The following is an 18,793-nucleotide window of genomic DNA, read 5'->3' as shown; positions in this document are numbered from 1 at the left end:
CAGGTCAGAGGGCATCTGCGCGTCTACGACACCGCCTCACCCACCACATTCACCGGTGGATCCAGGTCGGAGGTCCTGAATGACTCATTCAAGACAACCGCGGCCGGCGGAGATCCGCCCGGCTAGGCGGGGTCGTACTCGCGCACCGCGTCGAGGTACTCGGCGATCGCGTCCCGGTTGCGCAGCAGGCATTCCGCGCGCCTGGCCATCCGGTCGCGCTCCTCCTCCAGGGTCGCGATCATCTCCGGGGTCGCGTCCGGGAAGTAGATCGCGCGGGGCTTGTCGAGGCAGGGCAGGATCTGCTTGATGATCCGGGTGGGCAGCCCGGCGTCGAGCAGCCCGCGCACCTGGATCACGCGGTCGACCGACGCCTCGTCGTAGTCGCGGTAGCCGTTCGCCCCGCGCGAAGCGATGATCAGCCCCTGCTCCTCGTAGTACCGGAGCAGCCGGCGGGACGTGCCGGTGCGCTCCGCGAGCTCGCCGATCCGCATGTGCGCCACCTCACGTAGACCTTCACACGTATGTGATGGTTCGAGCATAACGGCATGAGAAGCTCCCTCCTCGCCCTCACCACAGCCGCGTTCGTCACCGTGCTCACCGAGGCGCTGCCCGCGGGTGTGCTGCCCGGGATGAGCGCGAGCCTGGGGGTCGGCGAATCCGCCGCGGGCCAGGCCGTGACGGTCTACGCCCTCGGCACGGCCCTCACCGCGATCCCCCTCTCCGCGGCCACCGCGGCCTGGCCCCGCAAACGCTTGCTGCTCGCCGGGGTGGCCGGGTTCGCCGTCGCCAACACCGTGACGGCGCTGTCCGCCGACTACCCGCTCACCATGGTCGCCCGGTTCGTCGCCGGGGTGGCCGCGGGCGTCGTCTGGGCGCTGCTGGCCGGGTACGCGCGCCGGCTCGCGCCCCCGGACAACCAGGGCCGGGCCATCGCGATCGTGATGGCCGGCATTCCGCTCGCGCTTTCGCTGGGCATCCCGGCCGGGACGTTCCTCGGCGGCCTGTTCGGCTGGCGCTCGGCGTTCGGCGTCATGTCGGCGATCGCCGTCGTGCTGCTGGCCTGGATCGCCGCCGCCGTCCCGGACCAGCCCGGGCGGACGGTCGGCCGCGTGCCGGTCCTGCGCACGCTGACCGTGCCGGGCGTCGTACCCGTGCTGGCCGTGACGCTGGTGTTCGTGCTGGCCCACACCGTGCTCTACACCTACGTCGCCGCGTTCCTCGGCCACGCCGGGATGGGCGACGCGGTGGACGTCGTCCTGCTGGTGTTCGGCGTCGCGTCGATGGCCGGGATCTGGGTCGTCGGCGCCCGCATCGACCGCGCGCTACGGATGCTGACGGTCCTCAGCACGATCCTGGTCGCGGTGGCCGCGACGCTCCTGGCCGTCTTCGCGGGCAGCCCGGTGCTGGTTTACGCCGCCGTCGCACTGTGGGGCCTCGGCTGGGGCGGCGTCCCCACGCTCCTGCAGACCGCCGCCGGGAACGCGGGTGGCGAAGCCGCGGACAACGCGCAGGCCATGCTCGTCACGCTGTGGAACGCGGCGATGGCCGCGGGCGGCGTGCTCGGCGGCGTCCTGCTCGACGCCGCCGGGCCGGCGTCGTTCCCCTGGACGCTGCTCGCGCTCTTGGTCCCGGTGCTCGCCGTCGTCGTCGGCGCGCGGCGGCACGGCTTCCCGGCAGCGTCTTGAGCAGTCCTGAGTGGACGAAGGGCCCGGGCGGGTTCGCGCCCGGGCCCTCCAGTTCGGGTGGTCAGCAGCGGCCGGCGATGGCCCGCAGCAGTTCGGCGTTCGTGGTGTCCCCGGACAGCTCCCAGGCGAACATGCCGCCCAGCCCCTGCGACTTCGCGTAGCCGGCCTTGGCCGACGCCGTCTCGGGCGTGTCGTAGCTCCACCACTGCGAGCCGCATTTCGCGTACGCCGTACCGGCGACCTTGCCGTTGGCGGGGCAGCTGTTCTTCAGAACCTTGTAGTCCTCGACGCCCGCTTCGTACGTGCCGGGGGCCGGGCCGGTGGCGGTGCCGCCGGGCTGCTTCTGCGTCACGCCGTCCCAGCCGCGGCCGTAGAACCCCAGGCCCAGCAACATCTTCGACGACGGCACGCCCTGGTGACGCAGCTTCTGGATCGCGGCGTCGGCGTAGAACCCGGCGGTCGGGAGGCCCGGGTAGGCCCGCAGCGGCGAGTGCGGCGCGGTGGGCCCGGTCGGCTGGCCGCCGGCGACGAAGTAGTCGTAGGTCATCACGTTGTACCAGTCGAGGTACCGGCTCGCGGCGCCGTACTCGGTGGCGTCGATCTTGCCGTTCTTCGAGCCGTCCGCGGTGATCGCGGCGGTGACCAGCTGCTTGTGCCCGAACTTGTCGCGCAGCGCCTTGACCAGCGCCGTGAACGCCTTCGGCCCGCTCTCGTCGCAGGTGTTGCCGCAGGCGTTCGGGTACTCCCAGTCGATGTCCATGCCGTCGAAGACGCCCGCCCAGCGCGGGTCGTTGACGAGGTTGTAGCAGGATTCGGCGAACGCGGCCGGGTTCTTCGCCGCCTCGGTGAAGCCGGCCGACCAGGTCCAGCCGCCGAAGGACCACAGCACCTTGAGCTTCGGGTGCAGCTTCTTGAGCTCGAGGATCTGGTTGAAGCTGCCGTGCAGGGCACCGGGCTCGGCGCTGTCGGCCTGGCCGCTGACGCTCGTGGCGGCGTCGTAGGGCATGTCGTGGTCGGCCCACGGGTCGCCGACAGCGCAGCCGCCGCCCGTCACGTTGCCGAACGCGTAGTTGATGTGGGTCAGCTTCGCGGCCGACCCGGACGTCTCGATGTCCTTGACGTGGTAGTTGCGGGCGTAGACGTCCCAGTCGGCGAAGTAGGCCATCACCTTGCCCTGGGACTGCCCGGCTTCGGCGGCGGGCGGCGCGACGACGGAAGCGCCGGCCAGCGCCAGCGCGGCGACAGCGATCCGTTTTCTCATGCGAAGCAAGGAACTTCCCTTCGTCGGGCCGGCCGGTCGGACGCGCCGAGGCTAACAGGTCCAGACCACTGCGGACCAGAGCCAATCGTTGTGGTCAAAGGGTTTCCCGGTACCCCCGGAGCCGGGCGCGGATTCACGGCGTGGGAGGATCAAGCGATGACCGAGTTCGGCTGCGCGCGCTGCTCCGGCGAAGACGCCCTGACCGCGCTGGCGTTCTGCACGACCCGCCTGCGGGAGACCCACCGCCTGGTCGAAAAGTCGCACTTCAGCATCGCGCTGCGGGCGTGTCCGGAATGCGGCCAGGCGTTCGCGGCGATCTTCACCGAGTTCGTCGACGGGACCGGCGGCCAGGACGCGCAGTACTTCGACTTCGTCCCGCTCACCGCCGCCGAGTGGACATCGTTGGCGGCGCAGGGATCCCGGGTCGACCTCGTGCGGCTGGGCGCGCTCGGCAGCCTCCGGCGGCGGCTCTCGTCGAGCTGGCCGACCGGCGGGGCGAAGCGGATCTCCTGGCGGACGGACGCGCTTTCGGTGCGCGAGGGCTACTGAGCCGCCAGCCTGAGGATCGCCGCAGCCGAGCGGTCGACGTCGGCCTCGGTCGTCGTCCAGTTGGACACCGAAATCCGTAGGTACCGGCGGCCGCGCCAGGTGGTTCCGCCGAGCCAGCAGGTTCCGTCGCGCTGAATCCGGTCGATGAGCGCGTCGGTCCGGGCGTCGTCGCCGAAGGAGACCAGGACCTGGTTGAGGACGACGTCGTTGGCGATCTCGGCGCCGCCTTCGGCGAGGGTGTCCGCGAAGCGGCGGGCCAGCCGGCAGCAGCGGTCGACGAGCTCGGCGACGCCGTCGCGGCCCAGTTCCCGCAGCGCCGCCCAGACCGCGAAGCCGCGGGCGCGGCGCGACGACTCCAGCGTGAGGTCGCCCATGCCGGACACCTCGCCGGCGCCGGTCAGGTACGCGGCGCGGTAGGCGATCGTCCCGGCGTGGACCTCGGGACGCGCGCAGAAGACGAACCCCGAGTCGTAGGGGATGTTGAGCCACTTGTGCCCGTCGCAGGCCCAGGAGTCGGCCAGCTCGACGCCGTCGAGGAACGGCGCGGTCTTCGGGTTGGCGGCGGCCCAGAGGCCGAAGGCGCCGTCGACGTGGATCCAGGCGTTCTTCGCGGCCGCGCGGGCGGCCCTGAGGTCGTCGCAGGCGCCGGTGTTCACGTTGCCCGCCTGCAGGCAGACAATCGTGGGACCGTCTCCTCGGGACTTCCGTTCGAGGTCGTCGATGTCGATGGCGCCTTGCGGCCCGGCTTTCACCGGCTCGACGGCCCGGGTGCCGAAGCCGAGCAGCCGCAGGGCGCGATCGATGGTGGCGTGCCGCTCCTCGCTCGCGACGACGCGGACGCGCGGGGCACCGGCGAGCCCGTCGCGCTCGACGTCCCAGCCGGCCTCGGCGAGGACGTGGTGCCGCGCGGCGGCCAGCCCGACGGTGTTCGCGGCCTGCCCGCCGGTGACGAAGCCGGTGGAAGCGGTGGCGGGGATACCGAGCAGGTCCTTCAGCCAGGCCCCGGCGGTCTCCTCGGCGGCGGCCGCGGCCGGCGAGAGGACCGCGTTGAAGCCGTTCTGGTCCCAGCCGGTGGCGAGGATGTCGGCGGCGGTGGCGGCGGGGAGCGCGCCGCCGATGACGAAGCCGAAGAACCGCGGCCCGGCGGTGGCGACGAGACCGGGTTCGGCGGCGCGCGCGAGTTCTTCCAGGACAGTGGCGGGCGCGGCCGGGGCGTCGCGGAGCTGCCCGAACCCCGCGCGCAAGGCGGCGGGATCGACTTCACGGGCAACCGGCCGGTCCGCCAGGCCGTCCCGGTGCTCGGCGGCCAGTTCGGCGGCCCGGGCCAGGAGGTCACGCATCTCGTCCACGGCCCGACTCTAGGCCGCTTTCGGGTGCGCGGCCCGCACGTTTTCCCGGGCCAGCTCGACGGTCGTCGCGATGCGCCGCTGCCGCGTCTCCGGTCGCTTGGCCTTCGCGATCCACTCCAGGATCAGCCGCTTCGACGACGGCGGGAACGCCGCGAAGTGCGCCGCCGCGGTCGCGTCGAACGCCCGCCGCAGGTCCGGCGGGACGACGCCGTCCTGGGCCTCGGCCAGCGCGTCCCAGGTCCCCGTCCGCCGCGCGAGGTCGACCATCGCCTGCCCCGGCGGTGTCATCAGGCCGGCGTCGGTCAGCCGGATCACCCGTTCGCGGTTGACCTTGCTCCACGTGCTCTTCGGATTCCGCGGCGTGAAGCAGAGGTACGTGCTCTCCGCGTCGCGCTTGAGCGCCTTGCTGTCGATCCAGCCGAAGCACAGCGCCTGCTCCATCGCCTCGTGGACCAGCACGCCGGGGGCGCCGCTGTGCTTCCGGCGGATCACCAGCCACACCGCCGGCCCCTGCGCGGCCGCGAGCCAGGCGCGCCACTGCGCCACCGACGTGACCTTCAGCACCGCGATGCCTTCCAAAGTCTCCATGCCCACCTCGTCGGTGGTGAAGTGTTCATCTTCTGAGCACTTTGCGGCGGGAACAATCGGGACTCGCCCGGCGTAGCGTCTTGATATGGAGACTCCGTTGAGCACCGACCGGCTCGTGATCCGGGACTGGACGGTGGACGACGCCGAAACCGCGTTCGAGATCTACGGCGCGGAGGACGTGACGCACTGGCTGACCCCGGCCATGGAGCGCGTCGGCGACGTCGGCGCGATGCGTTCGGTGCTGCACGCCTGGCAGGAGACGCAGCCGAACCTGCCGCCGCCGCGGGGGCGGTGGGCCGTCGAGCGCAAGGAAGACGGCGTGGTGATCGGCGGCCTCGGCATCCGGCTGCTGCCGCCTCTCGAAGAGGACCTCGAGCTGAGCTGGCAGCTCAGCCCCGGCGTCTGGGGCCAGGGTTACGCGTCGGAGGCGGCGACCGCGCTGATCGAGTGGGCCTTCACCCAGGACACCGAAGAACTGTTCGCCGTCGCGCGGCCGAACAACACGCGCGCGATCGCCGTCGCGAAGCGGCTCGGCATGCAGTGGGTCGGCGAGACGGAGAAGTACTACAACCTGCGGCTGCAGGTGTACCGGATCCGGCACACCGACCTCATCGACTGACCGGCTCCAGCAGGAAGACGCGGATTTCGCGAGCGCCGGCGCGCACGGCGTAGCGGTCGTAGGCCGGCCAGTACGACGCGACGGCGTCCCACATCTCCTGACGCTCGCCGCCGGTCAGGAGCCGTCCGGTGACCTCGACGGTCCGGCCGCCGATCGCGACCGTCGCCTTCGGCTGGGCCAGCAGGTTCGCCGACCACCCCGGGTGCGCTTCGCCGCCCCAGTTGGAGCCGATGACGACGTACCCGCCGGCGCGCTCGACGTAGAGGAGCGGCACCTGCCGCGGCTCACCGCTGCGGCGCCCGACGGTGGTCAGCAGCAGCGTCCGCAGCCCGACGGCCGCGCCGACGCCGACCCGGCCGCCGCTGATCCGCAGCAGCACCCGGTCGGCGGGCACGAGCGCCCGCCCGAGCACCGCGAACGCCTTGCTCTTCCCGAACCCCGCGAACACCCCGCGCAAACCAGCCACGGTCGAACCCTAGGTCACCAGCCCGACGGTGGCGGCGGGGGCACGACCGGCGGCCGGTCGTCGCAGGTGATCGTGTTTGGGAGGAGCCACGGGGCCAGCCAGCCGCCGTCGTTGCCGCCCAGGTCCGTCAGCGCGAACTCCGATCCGGCCGGCGGGAAGTTGAACGACCCGCAGTTGTTCACGCCCACCGCACCGACGTTGCGCGCGTCGACGTTCCGGAACGAGGCCGACCCCGCCGACCGCGCGCTGAGCACCGACGTCCCGGCACCGTCGACGCGCAGGTCCGCGAATCGCAGCCCTGTGATCGAGTACAGGTCCTTCACCGGGAAGTCGCTGACCAGCATGATCGCGTTGTAGGTGTTGTCGAGGAAGTGGTCTCCGGTCACCGAGATGTCCGCGGCGATGTCCTTCTCCAGCGCGTAGAACCAGATCGCGCCGAGGCCGATCTTCCAGTTCAGCTCGAACGTCCCCGCCCGCACGGTCGTGTTGTCCGCGATCCGCAGGGTCCCGGCGAACGGCTCGGCGCCGAACCGCGAGCCCACCTGGATCGCACTGCCCTCGCGGATCGGGTCGGCGATCAGGTTGCCCGACACCGTGTTGTCGACGCCGCCGTACAGCGCGATCCCGTTGGCGAGCACCGGCGTCTGGATCGTGTTGTGGTCGAACGTGTTCCGCGCGTCCTGGGTCTTCTCCGACCACATCGCCAGTCCGTCGTCGCCGGTGTTGCGGATGAAGTTGTCCGACACCACCGAGTCCGTCACTCCCGTGTGGAAGTTCAGGCCGTCCGCGATCTGGTCGGCGATGACGTTGTTCGTGATCCGCGTGTGGTGCATCGGCCCGTCGAACCACAGGCCGACCTTCGTGTGGTGCAGGTACAGCGAGTCCACAGTGGAGTCATCGAGCGCACCGCCGATCGCGTTGACCTGGTCGGTGTCGATGCGTTCCCGGACGTCGCCTTCGATCGCGAAGCCGGAGAGGTGGACGTCGTGACTGCCCGCGGTCTCGCCGTAGAAGCCGACGCCGTGCCCCTTGACGATCGTGTACCAGCTGCCGGCCCCTTCGAGCGTGACGTCGTCGACGAGGACGTGCCGGTTGACCTGGTACGTCCCGGGCGGCAGGTACACCTTGAGGTGAGCGCGCCGCGCGAAGGAGATGGCGCGGTCGAGGGCGTCCGCCGAGTCGCGGCGGCCGGTCGGGTCGGCGCCGAACAGCAGCGCGTTGGCCGCGAAGGGAACGAACCGCGGCGGGGCGACGAGCTCGGAGTCCAGCAGGTCGACGACCGTCCACGCGGCCTCGCTCCCGGCCGGGACGGTGAGCCGCACCTTGTCGCCCGCGCGGTACGAACGACCGAGCAGGAGCCGCTGCTCGTCGTAGAAGTGGCTGGGACGGAACGGTTTCGCGATCACCGGCGCGGGCGTGGTCGCCGCGGGCACGCAGGAGCACTCGGTGATCCACCAGTCCGGGTGCAGCAGGTCCGCGCCGGGATCGTTGGTGAACGGGTACTGGTTGTACAGCCAGGAGTACTGCGAAGTCAGCGTCATCCGCTGCCGGTGCGCGCCGTTCACGGTGACGCCCAGCGGTGCGGTGATCCCGCCGCCACCGGGCGCGTCCGGGATGCTGTAGCGGACGGTGATCGCGTTCGCCGCGGCCGGCAGCGTGAACTCGACGTACTGCCCCGGCGTCACCCGCACCGCCCGACGGCCGGACGCTTCGGAGGGGAGCGTGTAGGCCGAGCGGTCGGGACCGATCACGACGCCGTCGGTGCGCGCGTTCTCCGCCTCCTGCTCGAGGAAGCCGACACTGGCCCCGCGCCCGGCGACCAAAGCCGGGTCCAGCGCGGCCCGCGTCACGACGGGCCGCCCGGCGGCCGACGCCGGCGCGGCCACCGAGAGCAGGGTGACGACCGCGACGAGCACGGTTCCGAAGGTGCGTCGCGCCATCGCGGACCTCGATTCTCGAGTGGAGTGCCGCGGAAGAGTAGGTCGGGACTCAGCAGTCCCACAAGCTTTTGCTCGAAATTACTCTGGAATTGCGTACATCAGTACGGAAGTTGCGCAACCGGACGTCTGGCAGGGTGGGGCCATGACGCGCCCCGAAACCGCCGCCGAAGTCTTCGACGCGCTCGGCAAGGACTACGAACACGCCTTCCGGAACCTGGCCGGGCAGCGGGCCACGCTCACCGCGCTGGCCGAACGGCTTCCCGCCGGCGCCGCGGTGCTCGACCTCGGCTCCGGGACCGGCCGCCCGACCGCCGAGCTGCTCACCGCGGCCGGCTGCGCGGTGACCGGGTACGACGTCGCGCCGAAGATGGTCGAGATCGCGCGGGCGCAGGTGCCCGCGGCGCGGTTCGAGGTCGGCGACCTGCGCGAACTGTCCTTCGAAGCCGGCACGTGGGACGCGATCACGGCGTTCTTCTCGATGCTGCAGCTCCCCCGCGCCGACCAGGAGGCGGTGATCGGGCGGCTCGCGGGCTGGCTGAAACCCGGTGGCCTGCTCGTCCTGGCCACGGTGCCCGCCGATGTGGACGGCGTCGACATCGTCTTCATGGGACACCCGGTCCGCGCGAGCAGCTTCACCGCCGAGGCCTTCGCGGAGAAACTCCGTGCGGCCGGCCTGGAGATCGTCCGCGAGGAGCAGGCGCAGTTCGTGCCCGATCACCCCGAAGCCGGGCCCGAGCCGCACGTCTTCTTCACCGCGCGCAAACCTTGATGAGTCGATCGTGGCGTCAACCCCTCACCGGGCCGACCACGCAGTGGACATGAATTTTACTCAAGTTCGTGCATGTCCCGGGCCGCGGACCCGAGCTAAAGTGAGGGATGGGCATCGAAGCTCTGGCCAGGCCAGTACCTCGCGAACACCGCGAGCTGGTGCGCGAGATGCTCGCCAGACTGCCCGAGTTCGCCGACCGCCTCGCCCGCTTGCTCAGCGAAGAGGACGAGTTCTACCGCCAGGTGGAGCACGTCGCGCCCGGTGAGCTGCGGCAGGTGTGCCGGGCCAACCTCGAGCGCGCGCTGACGGCGCTGGTCGACGGCCGCGGCCTGGCCCTCGACGCCGCCCGCAAGACCGGGCTCGTCCAAGCGCGGCAAGGCATCCCGCTGCCGGCCGTGCTGCGAGCCTTCCGCATCGGCGGCACCTTCGTCTACGAAGCCCTCCTCGAGCTGGCCGGCCCGGAGTTCCTCAACCCCACCCGGACGATCGAGATCAACTCCTACGTCTGGAAGGCGATCGACCTCTATTCCGACGCCCTGACCACGGCGTACGAGCAGGTCGCCGCCGAGCCGTCGCACGCCGACGCGCGACGGCTGGACGACCTGTTCCGCGGCCGGCTCCCGAGCCAGGCCGACATGGAGGCCGCCGCCCGCGACCTGGGCCTGCCGACCGCGGGCATGTTCGTCGTCGTGGTCACCGAGCGCGTCGAGCCCGACGAGCACGACACCGTCGAGGCGCTGCTGCGGGCGCGCCGCTGGCGCTCGGCCTGGCGGCCCGGCGGCGAAGCGGGACTGGTCGCGATCGACCGCATCGAGGACGTCCGGCGGCTGCGCGAAGTGCTGGGGTCACTGCCGGTCGCGGCCGGGATGAGCAAGCCGTTCAGCGGGTTCCCGGACGTCCCGGACGCGCTGCACCGGGCCCGGATCGCCCGCCGTTCGCTGCCCGCGGGGACGGCCGGAGTGGTGGTGTTCGGCGACTCGCCGGTGACGACACTGGTCGCCGCGGCGCCGGGGATGGCCCGCGACGTCGTGCGGTCCGCGCTGGCCGGCGTGCTCACCCTGCCGGGCCCGGAACGCAAGGTCCTGCTCGACACGCTGCTCGCGTGGTTCGCCGGCCACGGCTCGGCGAAGGAGGCCGCGGACCGCCTGATCGTGCACCCCAACACGGTCCGCTACCGGCTGCGCCGCGTGCAGGACCTGACCAAGCGCGACCTGACCGACCCCGTCGACATCGGCGAGCTGTACGTCGCCCTCGAATCGGTGCGCCTCGCCCCTGAAGCATCGTAGATCACCAGATACCGATTGACTTTCGATAGCTATCCAGCGATAGTCGTCGCATGTTGACCGAAAGACGCGCGGTCACCGCGCTCCGGGTGTTCCTCGTGGTGCTGTTCGGCGTCCTCGTCGTGTTCCAGACGCTCTCGCTGCCGGGCGCGATCGCCTACAACACGCAGCAGAACCCGCACGACGCTCCGCTGCGCTGGCCGCTGACCGCGATCGCGGTGTTCCTCGTGCTGTGCGTCCAGGTCGTGCTCGTCGCGACCTGGCAGCTGCTGACGCTGGTCAAGAAGGACCGGATCTTCACCACCGCGTCCCTGAAGTGGGTCGACGCGATCGTCTGGGCCATCGGCGCCGCGTGGCTGGTCTTCGTCGGCATGCTGATCTTCGTCGGCTTCAACGCGGACGACCCGGGGATGCCGATGCTGCTGTTCCTGGTGACCGTCGGGATCACCGTGCTCGGCCTGCTGATGGTGGTCATGCGCGCCCTGTTGCGCCAGGCCACCATGCTGCGAACCGACCTGGAAGCGGTCATCTGATGGCGATCGTCGTGCGCATCGACGTCGAACTGGCCAAGCGCAAGCTGAGCGTCGGCGAGTTCGCCGAGAAGGTCGGGCTCACGCCGGCCAACATCGCCGTGCTGAAGAACGGGCGCGCCAAGGCGGTGCGGTTCAGCACCCTCGAAGCGATGTGCCGGGTGCTCGGCTGCCAGCCCGGCGACCTCCTGGAGTGGGTCGACGACTAGTGCTCACCCCGGTGGCGCCGGGCGGCGAGGGCGGCCGCGGCGAACCCGTGGTCCAGCATCTCCTTCTCGTAGTCCCCGACGGCGTCGAGCAGCGGCGCGCCCGACACCAGCCGGCCGGCGAGCAGGCCCGCGTCGTGCAGCGCCACGCCCGCGCTGATGCCGGCGGGCGGCATCGGGTGCGCCGCGTCGCCGGCGAGGGTCACCGGCCCCGGTGACCACGGCTCGGGCCGCTCGGAGGTGTAGACGCTCGAGGGCACGACGTAGGCCGGGTCGCTCAGCCGGATCAGCGCGACCAGCGACGGGTGCCAGCCGGCGAGCGTCTCCGCCGCCAGGTCGATCAGCTCCCCGGCGCCCAGCCCGAAGAAGTCCGGGCCGAACGCGCCCGACGGGGCGGCCGCGGCCCACATGACGTAGTCCTGGCCCGGCGGGAAGCCGAACTCGGCCGGGTCGCGCCGGAAGCGCTGGGCGGCGAGCGCGAGCCCGCGGCCGTCCGGGCCGGACACCCCGAGGAAGCCTTCGAGCGCCGCGTCCGGGGTCAGGTCGCGGGCCTCACCGGTCAGCGGCGTGCGGCCGTAGATCAGCCGGACGTCGTCGGTGGTCACCGGGAAGTCCGGCAGCAGCTGCCGCCGGATGCCGGAGCCGGTCCCGTCGGCGGCGACGAGCAGGTCGCCGTCTTCGGTGGTGCCGTCGGCGAACCGGACCCGGACCCGGCCGTCGTCCAGCAGGACGTAACCGGCGAACTCCGCGCCGAAGCGCGTGCAGCCGGCGAGGTCGCGCAGCATGATCCGGCGCAGTGTCAGGCGGTCGACGGTGAGGCCCGCGGTGTCCGGCGGCAAGGGGATCTCGGTGAACGCCGCCAGGTCGTGCCCGGCCACGGTGACCCCGCGCCCGGTCCGGCAGGACGTCGCGTCGGCCTGCTCGTACGCCGCCGCGGGCAGCCACTCGCGCAGGGCGGCGTCGCCGTCGCCGCCGATGTGGATCCGGTAGCCCTGCGCGCGGGCGTCGACGGCGGCGTCCCGTTCGAAGAGCAGGACGTCGATGCCGTGCCGGCGCAGGCCGTGAGCCAGGCACGGGCCGGCCAGACCGGCCCCGCTGATGAGAACTCGCACGATTACCCCCGAGGTGAGATGGTCTCAGTTGAGACTGTCTCGGATGCTAGCATTCCTGTCATGGAGGCTCAACCGGTCGATCCGACCGCCATCGGGATGCTGCTCAACCGGGCCCACCGGCTGGCTCGCGCGCACGCCAACGACGCGGCGCGCCCGACCGGCATCGAGCTGCAGCACGCGGGGGTGCTGTCGGCGGTCCGGGCCGGCGGCGTCCGCAGCCAGCGCGAGCTCGGCGCGGCCCTCGGGGTCGACAAGTCCACCCTGGTCCGGATCGTCGACGACCTGGAGCACCGCAACCTGGTGCGGCGGCAGCGATCCGCGAACGACCGCCGGGCGTACGAAATAGTGATCACCGAGGAGGGCGAGCACCGGCTCGACGAGGCGGGCGAGCTGTTCGCCGAGGCGATGACGGGACTGCTGAAGGTGTTCGACGACACGGACCGGCGCCGGCTGCACGAACTGCTGAACCGGTTCGTGGCGCAGGAAGACTGAGCCGCGTGAACATGCTCAAGAGCGCCCGACGCGGGTGGCGCCGGCGTGGCGGGACGTGGTGGTGGGGCATCGTCGTCATCGTCGTTCCGGTCGCGATGATCGCCGCCGCCGCGGTCACGGCGCTGCTGCTGTTCGTCGGCGGCGGCTCGCCTTCGGACCGGATCGAGCTGATCAAGACCGGCCTGACGGTCGGCGCCGGCACGGGCGGCGTCGTGGCGCTGGTCCTCACCGGACGGCGGCAGTGGACCACCGAGCACGACGCCACCGAGCGGCGCCTGACCGACCTCTACCTCAAGGCGGTCGAGCAGCTCGGATCCGACAAGGCCGCGGTTCGCCACGGCGGGTGCTACGCGCTCGAGCGCGTCGCCCAGGACAATCCGGGCCAGCGGCAGACCGTCGTCAACGTGTTGTGCGCCTACCTGCGGACGCCGTACACCGAGCCTGTGCCGACCAGGAACGTCATGCGCCGGCCGCTCGTGTCGTCCCGTCGGCTCGGCCTACGCCCGCCCGCGGTTTCGCCGCCCGCTGCCGAAGCGCGTCAGGAACGCGAAGTCCGGCTCACCGTGCAGCGGGTCCTCACCGACCACCTCAACCCCGGCCGGGACCCGAAGCACCCCGAACCCACGTTCTGGACCGGCGTCGACCTGGACCTCAATGGCGCGACCCTGATCGAGTTCTCCCTGCTCGGCTGCCACGTCGCCACCGGCGACTTCACGGGCGCGACCTTCGTCGGCAGAGCCTGGTTCGACTACGCGGAGTTCGCCGATCCCGTCCTCTTCACGAGCGCGACCTTCACCTCCGAGGCGAGGTTTGCCGGAGCGGTCTTCCGCAGCACCGCGTGGTTCGACGACGCGACTTTCTCGGGCGAAGCCCAGTTCTTCGGCACGGAGTTCCGAGGCGGCACAGTGTTCCACCGGAGCACTTTCGCCGACCGCGCCGCGTTCGACCACGCCGGGTTCGATCGGGGACCCGACTTCTCCACGGCGAGCTTCACCCGGGCGCCCACGTTCGGCGACGACGACTAGGCCGCGTCCGCCTCCACCAGCCGCGCCAACTCCAGCAGCGTGCTCTCGAAGCCGGGACCGGCCGTGAGCGCCACCGTGAGCGGGCCTCCGCGCCGGTCCGTGCCCACCGGGAGCGTCACCGCCGGATCCGTCCACTGGGGACGGTCCACACCGGCCGAGACGACCACGTCCGGGCGGGCCGCCGGGCGCCGGCGGCCGCCGGCGTCGAGGTCGAGCACCACGTTGCCGTGCAGGGAAAGCAGGGCGGCGACGTCGGCGACGGCGTCGCGCAGCTCGCGGTCGGCGATCGAGTCCGAATGCGCGCCGATCGCCGCCCGGGACGGCTCGCCGCCGAGCCTCGGCACGATCACGCCGAGGTCACCCGGGGTGCAGACGAGCACGCGGATGCCGGGCACGCCGGCCAGCGGGTCGGTCAGCGTGATTCCCGCGCTCGCGGCCGCCGCCACGATCCGGGCCCGCCAGCGCGCGGTGGCCGCGATGGCGACCATCGAAGGGTCCTGAGGCAAAAGGGACTTTCTCCTTTGCGGTACGGCGCGGCGGAGGGAGGATCGTCCGATGGTGAGCCCGTGCCCGTTGTGCCCGGGAACAAACATGTTTGGTCGCTTGGTCCGAACGGCGGCGCACATGCGACCTTCCGGTGGCACCGGGTGGCTGTGACCGCCGGTCACACTTTGACGCGCGGCGTGGCGAGGGCCACTATTCGGCCACCTGATTACCGCCGGGTAATTTGCGTGTCGACGAAGACTACCCAGGAGGACCGTTGCGACGTGCTTTCGGCCTGATCTTGCTGGCACTGGGCGTTTTCGCGGTCGCCGGGGCGGTGCTCCTCCCCACGTACGTCTACCCCAAGCTCGCCAAGGTGCCCCTCGACCAGGACTCGACGTCGGTGCTCGAAGGCACCGCGAGCAAGGTCCTCGCCGTGACCGACGACGGCTCCGGGCCGGTGTCGAACATCCGCGAGAACGCCAAGCTGACCGCGGTGGCGCACGTGCAGGCCAACTTCGCCGCGCCGGAGATGCAGGAAGACACCGACTACGCGGTCTGGCTGCTGGCGGTGCAGGTCACCGACGACGCCGACGGCACGGTGCTCAGCGCGAGCAAGCGGCAGGTCTGCTTCGACCGGCGCACCGGCGAGGGTTACGAACCGCGCGGCACGACCGACCCGAAGTGCGACGCCGGGAGCAGCTACGTCACCGAACTGAAGGACAAGGCCGACAAGGACGGCCAGAAGCCGCCCGAGACGAACGTCGAGAAGGCGCAGCCGGGCCTGAACTTCAAGTTCCCCTTCGGCACCGAGCAGAAGGACTACAAGGTCTACGACGACAACACCGGCGCGGCCGTCACCGCCCGGTACACCGGCACCGAGACGGTGAACGGGATCGAGACCTACAAGTTCGTCCAGGACATCCCGGACACGAAGCTCGACTCGAAGAAGGTGCCCGGCTCGCTGGTCGGGTCCGACCAGTCCACCGTGGACGCCGACCTCTACTACCGCGGCGTCAACACGATGTGGGTGGAGCCGGTCACCGGGATCCAGGTCAAGCAGCAGCAACAGCAGCACCAGGAGCTGCGCGTCGGCACCAGCGGCAGCTCGACGGTCGTGTTCGACGGGACGCTCGCCTACAACGGCAAGACCATCTCGCAGATGGTCGACCAGGTGAACGCGAACAAGGGCCGGCTGGAGTTCCTGTCGAGCACCGGCCCGCTCTGGCTCGGCATCGGCGGCGGCGTGCTGATCATCGTCGCGATCGTCCTGCTGGCCCGCCGGCGGCCGGCCGAGCCGCCGGCCCCGCCGCAGCGGCGGCACCGGGTGCCGGTCGGCGCCGACCGCTGACCTTCAGCGCCGGCGCAACACCAGGACCAAGTTCCAAGAAGCGATTTCGCGAAGGCCGGGAATCCGCACGATCCACATCGCCCAGCCCGGGTGGTACCGCGGATACCCGGCCACGAAATCGGCCAACGGCGTCGCCTTCGCCCAGCGGAGCGCGGCGCCGACCGAAACCGGGAACAGGCTTTCCCCGAATTTGTTCTTCGGCTGCTTCCCCAGTTTCCGGGAATACCGCTCCCGGGCGTAGTGCCCACCGAGGAAGTGCCACGGCGCTGTTTCGTGGCCGCCCCACGGCGAGTACCACGGCGTGAACGACGCGAAGACCGTGCCGCCCGGCTTGGTCACCCGGCACATCTCGTCGAGCATCACCCACGGCTCGGCGACGTGCTCGAGCACGTTCGACGAGTAGCAGACGTCGACGGAACCGCTGCGTACCGGCAGTTCCGTGCCGCTGGCGCGGATCATGTTCTCGCCGGGCTCGCCGCGCGCCGACAGTTCGCCGACGTCCGGGTCGAGGCCAAGGTAGACCGCGCCGGCCGCGCGGAACGCGTCGGAGAAGTAGCCGGGCCCGCCCCCGACGTCGAGCACCGTTCGCCCGGACAGCGGAGCGTGCGCCGCCAATTGCCGGACCGAGTCGGCGGCCAGCGTGGAATAGAAGCCGTCCGGATCGGTCTGCTCGGTGAGGAACGTGCGGAACAGCGTGACGGAACGGGTCAGCGTGGCCCGATGAGGTCGGTCGAGAACCGGATTACCTACCATTGAACCGTCGCTTTCCCGAATACGTTCCTCTACTGTGTACGCACCGGTAACCTAGCATCGTCGCTACAGTTTGGATAACCCGATGGAACGTCCTCGTGTGCTCCTCGTCAACTGGCGCGACACCGGCCACCCCGAAGGCGGCGGGTCGGAGCGGTACGTCGAGCGGATGGCCGAAGGGCTCGCGAGAGCCGGGTACCGGGTCGAAATCCAGTGCGCCGCCTACCCGGGCGCGACCGACGGCGAATGGCGCGACGGCGTCCGCTACCGGCGGCGGGGCAACAAGTTCGGCGTGTACACCCACGCACTGCGCGCCATCCGCCGGGCCCGCGCCGACCTGGTGGTCGACGTGCAGAACGGGATGCCGTTCTTCGCCCGGCTGGTCGCCGGCTGTCCCGTGCTGGTGCTCGTGCACCACGTCCACAAGGAACAGTGGATCAGCGCGCTCGGCGAGACGCTGGGCCGGGTCGGCTGGTGGATCGAGTCGCGGCTGGCGCCGTGGCTGTTCCGGAAGTGCCGGTACGCCACGGTTTCCGAGGTCACCAAGGCGGAGCTGGCGGGCCTCGGGATCGAGCGCGAGCGCGTCACCGTGGTGCCCAACGGCCTCGACGCACCGCCGCCCTGCGTGTCCGAGCGGGACGCTTCTCCGACCCTGGTCGCGGTGAGCAGGCTGGTACCGCACAAGCGGATCGAGCACGCCATCGACGTCGTCGCGCGGCTCGCGCGGCGCTGGCCTTCGCTGAAGCTGGAGGTGGTGGGCCAGGGACCGTGGGACGAGGTCCTGCGCGCGCACGCGGCTTCGCGCGGGGTGGCGGACCGGGTGGTGCTGCACGGCTGGGTCGACGAGCACGCCAAGCACGAGATCCTCGCGCGGTCGTGGCTGCACCTGTGCCCGTCGGTCAAGGAGGGCTGGGGCATCGTCATCATGGAGGCCGCGGCGCACGGCGTGCCGTCGGTCGCCTACCGGGCCGCGGGCGGCGTGGCCGAGTCCATCGTGGAGGGTCGCACCGGACTCTTGGCCGAGGACTTCGACGACTTCACCGCCCAGGTCGACGGCCTGCTCGCCGACGGTCTGCGGCGCGCGGAGATGGGCCTGGCCGGGGCCGAGCGGGCCGGCCGGTTCAGCTGGGACGCGAGTGTGGAGCAGTTCGAGTCGCTGGTCCGGGACGTCTCCGGACGCCCGGCACCCCGGCCCCGCGTCCTGGTCCCCGCGGGACCCGCGGTGCGGCTTTCCCTGTCTTGAATGACTCATTCAGGTCTTCGGAGGTCCTGAACGACTCATTCAAGACATTGCTGCCGGACCGCGTCCCGGAACTCGTCGAGCAGGCGTTCGGCGGCGGGCGCGTCGAAGTCCTTGCGGCGGGCCCGCACCGTCACCGTCGTGGTGCCGCCGGTCGTCGCCGCGCCGAACGCCACCCCTGAGCGGCCGCTCGCGGCCGGGTAGAACGCCAGCGAGCGCACGGTGTCCCCGGTGGACACCACGCCGAGGTTGGACACCAGGAACGTCGAGCCGAGCCGGCTCGCCAGCAGTCGCGTGCCCAGCCGGGCGAGCCGGCTGCTGCGGGCCGGGAAGTCCGGCTCCGGCGGCTGGTTCCCGAGCACCGCGGCCACGTCCGCGCCCGGCTTCAGCCGCAGCCGGAAGAACGCGCTGTCGTGCACCGGTTCCGGCGCGGCCCCGGAGCGCCGCGACGCGCCCAGCGCGGCCACCACGCGGGCGGTGCGGGCGCCGTGCGCGCGGTTCCAGCTGCCGGTGGCGCGGGCGGCGGCCGCAACGAACCCCGCGGCTCCCAAGCGCAGCCGCGGCTCGTGGCGCACGGCGAAGACGTCACCCGCGGCCTCGGAGCGCCGATCGGGTGTGATCCGGCCCGGGGGCACGAAAAGCGCCTCAGCGAGCCGCTGGACGGCCGAAAGGGCAAAGGGTTTGCCGCCGGCGCGTTCGCCGATCCCCTTCGCCGCCGAGGAAACCGGGACGTCGAGGAGGATGCCGAGCAGCGAAAGCAGCCCCAGGCCGTCGAGGGCGCCGTGGTGCGCGGCGATGAGCAGAGTGGGCTCTTCGTCGCGCACGGCGACGCGCAGAAGCGGCGCGGACCGTTCGTAGGGCGCCGATGCGAACCGGTCGCGAGTGGCCGGCAAGTCGCCGGTCCGCTCGATTTCGGGCACGACACCGAGGTGCAGGTACTGCTGGACGGCGGCCGCGAGCCGGGCCCGGAGCTTCTCCGGGTCGGGTGCGGCCGTGCCGAGGTTCGCTTCGAGGAGGATGCTCCAGGAAACGGTGGGGTCGCCGTAGAGCCCGACGACGCGGTGCGCGTGGTCGGAGGCGAGCCGGGTCACCGCG

General features: G+C 71.5%; 21 protein-coding genes. 11 read left to right on the top strand and 10 right to left on the bottom strand.

Annotation, left to right across the window (positions count from 1 at the left end):
* Positions 1 to 122: 122 nt before the first annotated feature.
* Positions 123 to 491 (bottom strand): MerR family transcriptional regulator, encoded by a 369-nt coding sequence (locus AB0M59_RS51200; RefSeq protein WP_364630943.1) that lies wholly within the window; start codon positions 489 to 491, stop codon positions 123 to 125.
* Between the two features lie 54 nt (positions 492 to 545).
* On the opposite strand from AB0M59_RS51200, the gene AB0M59_RS51195 reads away from it, so the two are divergent.
* Positions 546 to 1,685 (top strand): MFS transporter, encoded by a 1,140-nt coding sequence (locus tag AB0M59_RS51195; RefSeq protein ID WP_364630940.1) that lies wholly within the window; start codon positions 546 to 548, stop codon positions 1,683 to 1,685.
* Positions 1,686 to 1,746: 61 nt separating this feature from the next.
* Here the strand turns inward: AB0M59_RS51195 and AB0M59_RS51190 are convergent, their stop codons facing one another.
* Positions 1,747 to 2,946, bottom strand: coding sequence for a glycoside hydrolase family 18 protein (locus AB0M59_RS51190; protein ID WP_364630937.1), 1,200 nt, complete (start codon positions 2,944 to 2,946; stop codon positions 1,747 to 1,749).
* A gap of 156 nt (positions 2,947 to 3,102) precedes the next feature.
* Here AB0M59_RS51190 and AB0M59_RS51185 point away from each other — a divergent pair, with 156 nt between their 5' ends.
* A complete protein-coding gene (locus AB0M59_RS51185; protein WP_364364086.1) occupies positions 3,103 to 3,495 on the top strand; it encodes a hypothetical protein in 393 nt (130 codons plus the stop codon).
* Here AB0M59_RS51185 and AB0M59_RS51180 read toward each other — a convergent pair.
* Positions 3,489 to 4,835 carry a pyridoxal-dependent decarboxylase gene (locus tag AB0M59_RS51180; RefSeq protein ID WP_364630954.1) on the bottom strand — a complete coding sequence of 449 codons (1,347 nt, stop codon included), beginning with the start codon at positions 4,833 to 4,835 and terminating at the stop codon, positions 3,489 to 3,491. The genes AB0M59_RS51185 and AB0M59_RS51180 overlap by 7 nt on opposite strands.
* Positions 4,836 to 4,853: 18 nt before the next feature.
* Entirely contained in the window at positions 4,854 to 5,432 is a 579-nt protein-coding gene (locus AB0M59_RS51175; RefSeq protein ID WP_364630934.1) for a YdeI/OmpD-associated family protein, read from the bottom strand.
* Positions 5,433 to 5,517: 85 nt separating this feature from the next.
* Here AB0M59_RS51175 and AB0M59_RS51170 point away from each other — a divergent pair, with 85 nt between their 5' ends.
* Positions 5,518 to 6,051, top strand: a complete 534-nt coding sequence (locus AB0M59_RS51170) for a GNAT family N-acetyltransferase (RefSeq protein WP_364630931.1) — start codon at positions 5,518 to 5,520, stop codon at positions 6,049 to 6,051.
* Here the strand turns inward: AB0M59_RS51170 and AB0M59_RS51165 are convergent.
* Positions 6,041 to 6,508, bottom strand: coding sequence for a nitroreductase family deazaflavin-dependent oxidoreductase (locus AB0M59_RS51165; RefSeq protein ID WP_364630951.1), 468 nt, complete (start codon positions 6,506 to 6,508; stop codon positions 6,041 to 6,043). The two genes, AB0M59_RS51170 and AB0M59_RS51165, sit on opposite strands and share 11 nt — an antisense overlap.
* A 23-nt stretch (positions 6,509 to 6,531) precedes the next feature.
* Positions 6,532 to 8,457: a glycosyl hydrolase family 28-related protein gene (locus AB0M59_RS51160; RefSeq protein WP_364630928.1), complete on the bottom strand. Its 1,926-nt coding sequence runs from the start codon at positions 8,455 to 8,457 to the stop codon at positions 6,532 to 6,534.
* 142 nt (positions 8,458 to 8,599) lie between these two features.
* On the opposite strand from AB0M59_RS51160, the gene AB0M59_RS51155 reads away from it, so the two are divergent.
* The 4 genes from AB0M59_RS51155 (at position 8,600) to AB0M59_RS51140 (ending at position 11,248) form a co-directional block, all read left to right on the top strand.
* Positions 8,600 to 9,226 carry a methyltransferase domain-containing protein gene (locus AB0M59_RS51155; RefSeq protein ID WP_364630925.1) on the top strand — a complete coding sequence of 209 codons (627 nt, stop codon included), beginning with the start codon at positions 8,600 to 8,602 and terminating at the stop codon, positions 9,224 to 9,226.
* 107 nt (positions 9,227 to 9,333) lie between these two features.
* Positions 9,334 to 10,512 (top strand): helix-turn-helix domain-containing protein, encoded by a 1,179-nt coding sequence (locus AB0M59_RS51150; RefSeq protein ID WP_364630922.1) that lies wholly within the window; start codon positions 9,334 to 9,336, stop codon positions 10,510 to 10,512.
* Between the two features lie 50 nt (positions 10,513 to 10,562).
* The gene (locus tag AB0M59_RS51145) at positions 10,563 to 11,042 is read left to right on the top strand and encodes a DUF2975 domain-containing protein (protein ID WP_364630919.1); all 480 of its coding nucleotides are present in this window, start codon (positions 10,563 to 10,565) and stop codon (positions 11,040 to 11,042) included.
* Entirely contained in the window at positions 11,042 to 11,248 is a 207-nt protein-coding gene (locus tag AB0M59_RS51140) for a helix-turn-helix transcriptional regulator (protein ID WP_364364063.1), read from the top strand. The genes AB0M59_RS51145 and AB0M59_RS51140 overlap by 1 nt, the downstream gene beginning before the upstream one ends.
* On the opposite strand, the gene AB0M59_RS51135 is transcribed toward AB0M59_RS51140, so the two are convergent.
* Positions 11,245 to 12,357 (bottom strand): NAD(P)/FAD-dependent oxidoreductase, encoded by a 1,113-nt coding sequence (locus AB0M59_RS51135; RefSeq protein ID WP_364630916.1) that lies wholly within the window; start codon positions 12,355 to 12,357, stop codon positions 11,245 to 11,247. The genes AB0M59_RS51140 and AB0M59_RS51135 overlap by 4 nt on opposite strands.
* Before the next feature lie 60 nt (positions 12,358 to 12,417).
* Here AB0M59_RS51135 and AB0M59_RS51130 point away from each other — a divergent pair, with 60 nt between their 5' ends.
* Entirely contained in the window at positions 12,418 to 12,849 is a 432-nt protein-coding gene (locus AB0M59_RS51130) for a MarR family winged helix-turn-helix transcriptional regulator (protein WP_364630913.1), read from the top strand.
* 11 nt (positions 12,850 to 12,860) lie between these two features.
* Complete coding sequence (locus tag AB0M59_RS51125) at positions 12,861 to 13,874, top strand: pentapeptide repeat-containing protein (RefSeq protein WP_364630948.1); 1,014 nt, start codon at positions 12,861 to 12,863, stop codon at positions 13,872 to 13,874.
* Here AB0M59_RS51125 and AB0M59_RS51120 read toward each other — a convergent pair.
* Complete coding sequence (locus AB0M59_RS51120; RefSeq protein ID WP_364630910.1) at positions 13,871 to 14,362, bottom strand: hypothetical protein; 492 nt, start codon at positions 14,360 to 14,362, stop codon at positions 13,871 to 13,873. The genes AB0M59_RS51125 and AB0M59_RS51120 overlap by 4 nt on opposite strands.
* 272 nt (positions 14,363 to 14,634) lie before the next feature.
* Here AB0M59_RS51120 and AB0M59_RS51115 point away from each other — a divergent pair, with 272 nt between their 5' ends.
* Complete coding sequence (locus AB0M59_RS51115) at positions 14,635 to 15,708, top strand: DUF3068 domain-containing protein (protein ID WP_364630907.1); 1,074 nt, start codon at positions 14,635 to 14,637, stop codon at positions 15,706 to 15,708.
* 3 nt (positions 15,709 to 15,711) lie between these two features.
* Here AB0M59_RS51115 and AB0M59_RS51110 read toward each other — a convergent pair whose 3' ends face one another.
* Positions 15,712 to 16,461: a class I SAM-dependent methyltransferase gene (locus AB0M59_RS51110; RefSeq protein ID WP_364630904.1), complete on the bottom strand. Its 750-nt coding sequence runs from the start codon at positions 16,459 to 16,461 to the stop codon at positions 15,712 to 15,714.
* A 97-nt stretch (positions 16,462 to 16,558) separates the two neighbouring features.
* Between AB0M59_RS51110 and AB0M59_RS51105 the strand changes: the two genes are divergently transcribed.
* A complete protein-coding gene (locus tag AB0M59_RS51105; protein WP_364630946.1) occupies positions 16,559 to 17,701 on the top strand; it encodes a glycosyltransferase family 4 protein in 1,143 nt (380 codons plus the stop codon).
* A 35-nt stretch (positions 17,702 to 17,736) separates the two neighbouring features.
* Here the strand turns inward: AB0M59_RS51105 and AB0M59_RS51100 are convergent, their stop codons facing one another.
* Positions 17,737 to 18,789 (bottom strand): hypothetical protein, encoded by a 1,053-nt coding sequence (locus AB0M59_RS51100; RefSeq protein ID WP_364630901.1) that lies wholly within the window; start codon positions 18,787 to 18,789, stop codon positions 17,737 to 17,739.
* Positions 18,790 to 18,793 lie beyond the last annotated feature (4 nt).

Origin of the sequence: Amycolatopsis sp. NPDC051371, from assembly GCF_040682155.1 — a bacterium.
In the GTDB taxonomy this organism is placed as follows: domain Bacteria; phylum Actinomycetota; class Actinomycetes; order Mycobacteriales; family Pseudonocardiaceae; genus Amycolatopsis.
The sequence above is the reverse complement of the archived record's forward strand: the minus strand, read 5'-3'. Positions and strand labels throughout refer to the sequence as shown.

Excerpts from the sequence above, each read along its gene's own strand:
- AB0M59_RS51145 (WP_364630919.1), top strand. The coding sequence starts at position 10,563 with ATGTTGACCGAAAGACGCGCGGTCACCGCGCTCCGGGTGTTCCTCGTG.
- AB0M59_RS51170 (WP_364630931.1), top strand. The coding sequence starts at position 5,518 with ATGGAGACTCCGTTGAGCACCGACCGGCTCGTGATCCGGGACTGGACG.
- AB0M59_RS51200 (WP_364630943.1), bottom strand. The coding sequence starts at position 491 with ATGCGGATCGGCGAGCTCGCGGAGCGCACCGGCACGTCCCGCCGGCTG.
- AB0M59_RS51160 (WP_364630928.1), bottom strand. The coding sequence starts at position 8,457 with ATGGCGCGACGCACCTTCGGAACCGTGCTCGTCGCGGTCGTCACCCTG.
- AB0M59_RS51175 (WP_364630934.1), bottom strand. The coding sequence starts at position 5,432 with ATGGAGACTTTGGAAGGCATCGCGGTGCTGAAGGTCACGTCGGTGGCG.
- AB0M59_RS51190 (WP_364630937.1), bottom strand. The coding sequence starts at position 2,946 with ATGAGAAAACGGATCGCTGTCGCCGCGCTGGCGCTGGCCGGCGCTTCC.
- AB0M59_RS51140 (WP_364364063.1), top strand. The coding sequence starts at position 11,042 with ATGGCGATCGTCGTGCGCATCGACGTCGAACTGGCCAAGCGCAAGCTG.
- AB0M59_RS51185 (WP_364364086.1), top strand. The coding sequence starts at position 3,103 with ATGACCGAGTTCGGCTGCGCGCGCTGCTCCGGCGAAGACGCCCTGACC.
- AB0M59_RS51125 (WP_364630948.1), top strand. The coding sequence starts at position 12,861 with ATGCTCAAGAGCGCCCGACGCGGGTGGCGCCGGCGTGGCGGGACGTGG.
- AB0M59_RS51130 (WP_364630913.1), top strand. The coding sequence starts at position 12,418 with ATGGAGGCTCAACCGGTCGATCCGACCGCCATCGGGATGCTGCTCAAC.
- AB0M59_RS51150 (WP_364630922.1), top strand. The coding sequence starts at position 9,334 with ATGGGCATCGAAGCTCTGGCCAGGCCAGTACCTCGCGAACACCGCGAG.
- AB0M59_RS51120 (WP_364630910.1), bottom strand. The coding sequence starts at position 14,362 with ATGGTCGCCATCGCGGCCACCGCGCGCTGGCGGGCCCGGATCGTGGCG.
- AB0M59_RS51110 (WP_364630904.1), bottom strand. The coding sequence starts at position 16,461 with ATGGTAGGTAATCCGGTTCTCGACCGACCTCATCGGGCCACGCTGACC.
- AB0M59_RS51195 (WP_364630940.1), top strand. The coding sequence starts at position 546 with ATGAGAAGCTCCCTCCTCGCCCTCACCACAGCCGCGTTCGTCACCGTG.
- AB0M59_RS51155 (WP_364630925.1), top strand. The coding sequence starts at position 8,600 with ATGACGCGCCCCGAAACCGCCGCCGAAGTCTTCGACGCGCTCGGCAAG.
- AB0M59_RS51180 (WP_364630954.1), bottom strand. The coding sequence starts at position 4,835 with ATGCGTGACCTCCTGGCCCGGGCCGCCGAACTGGCCGCCGAGCACCGG.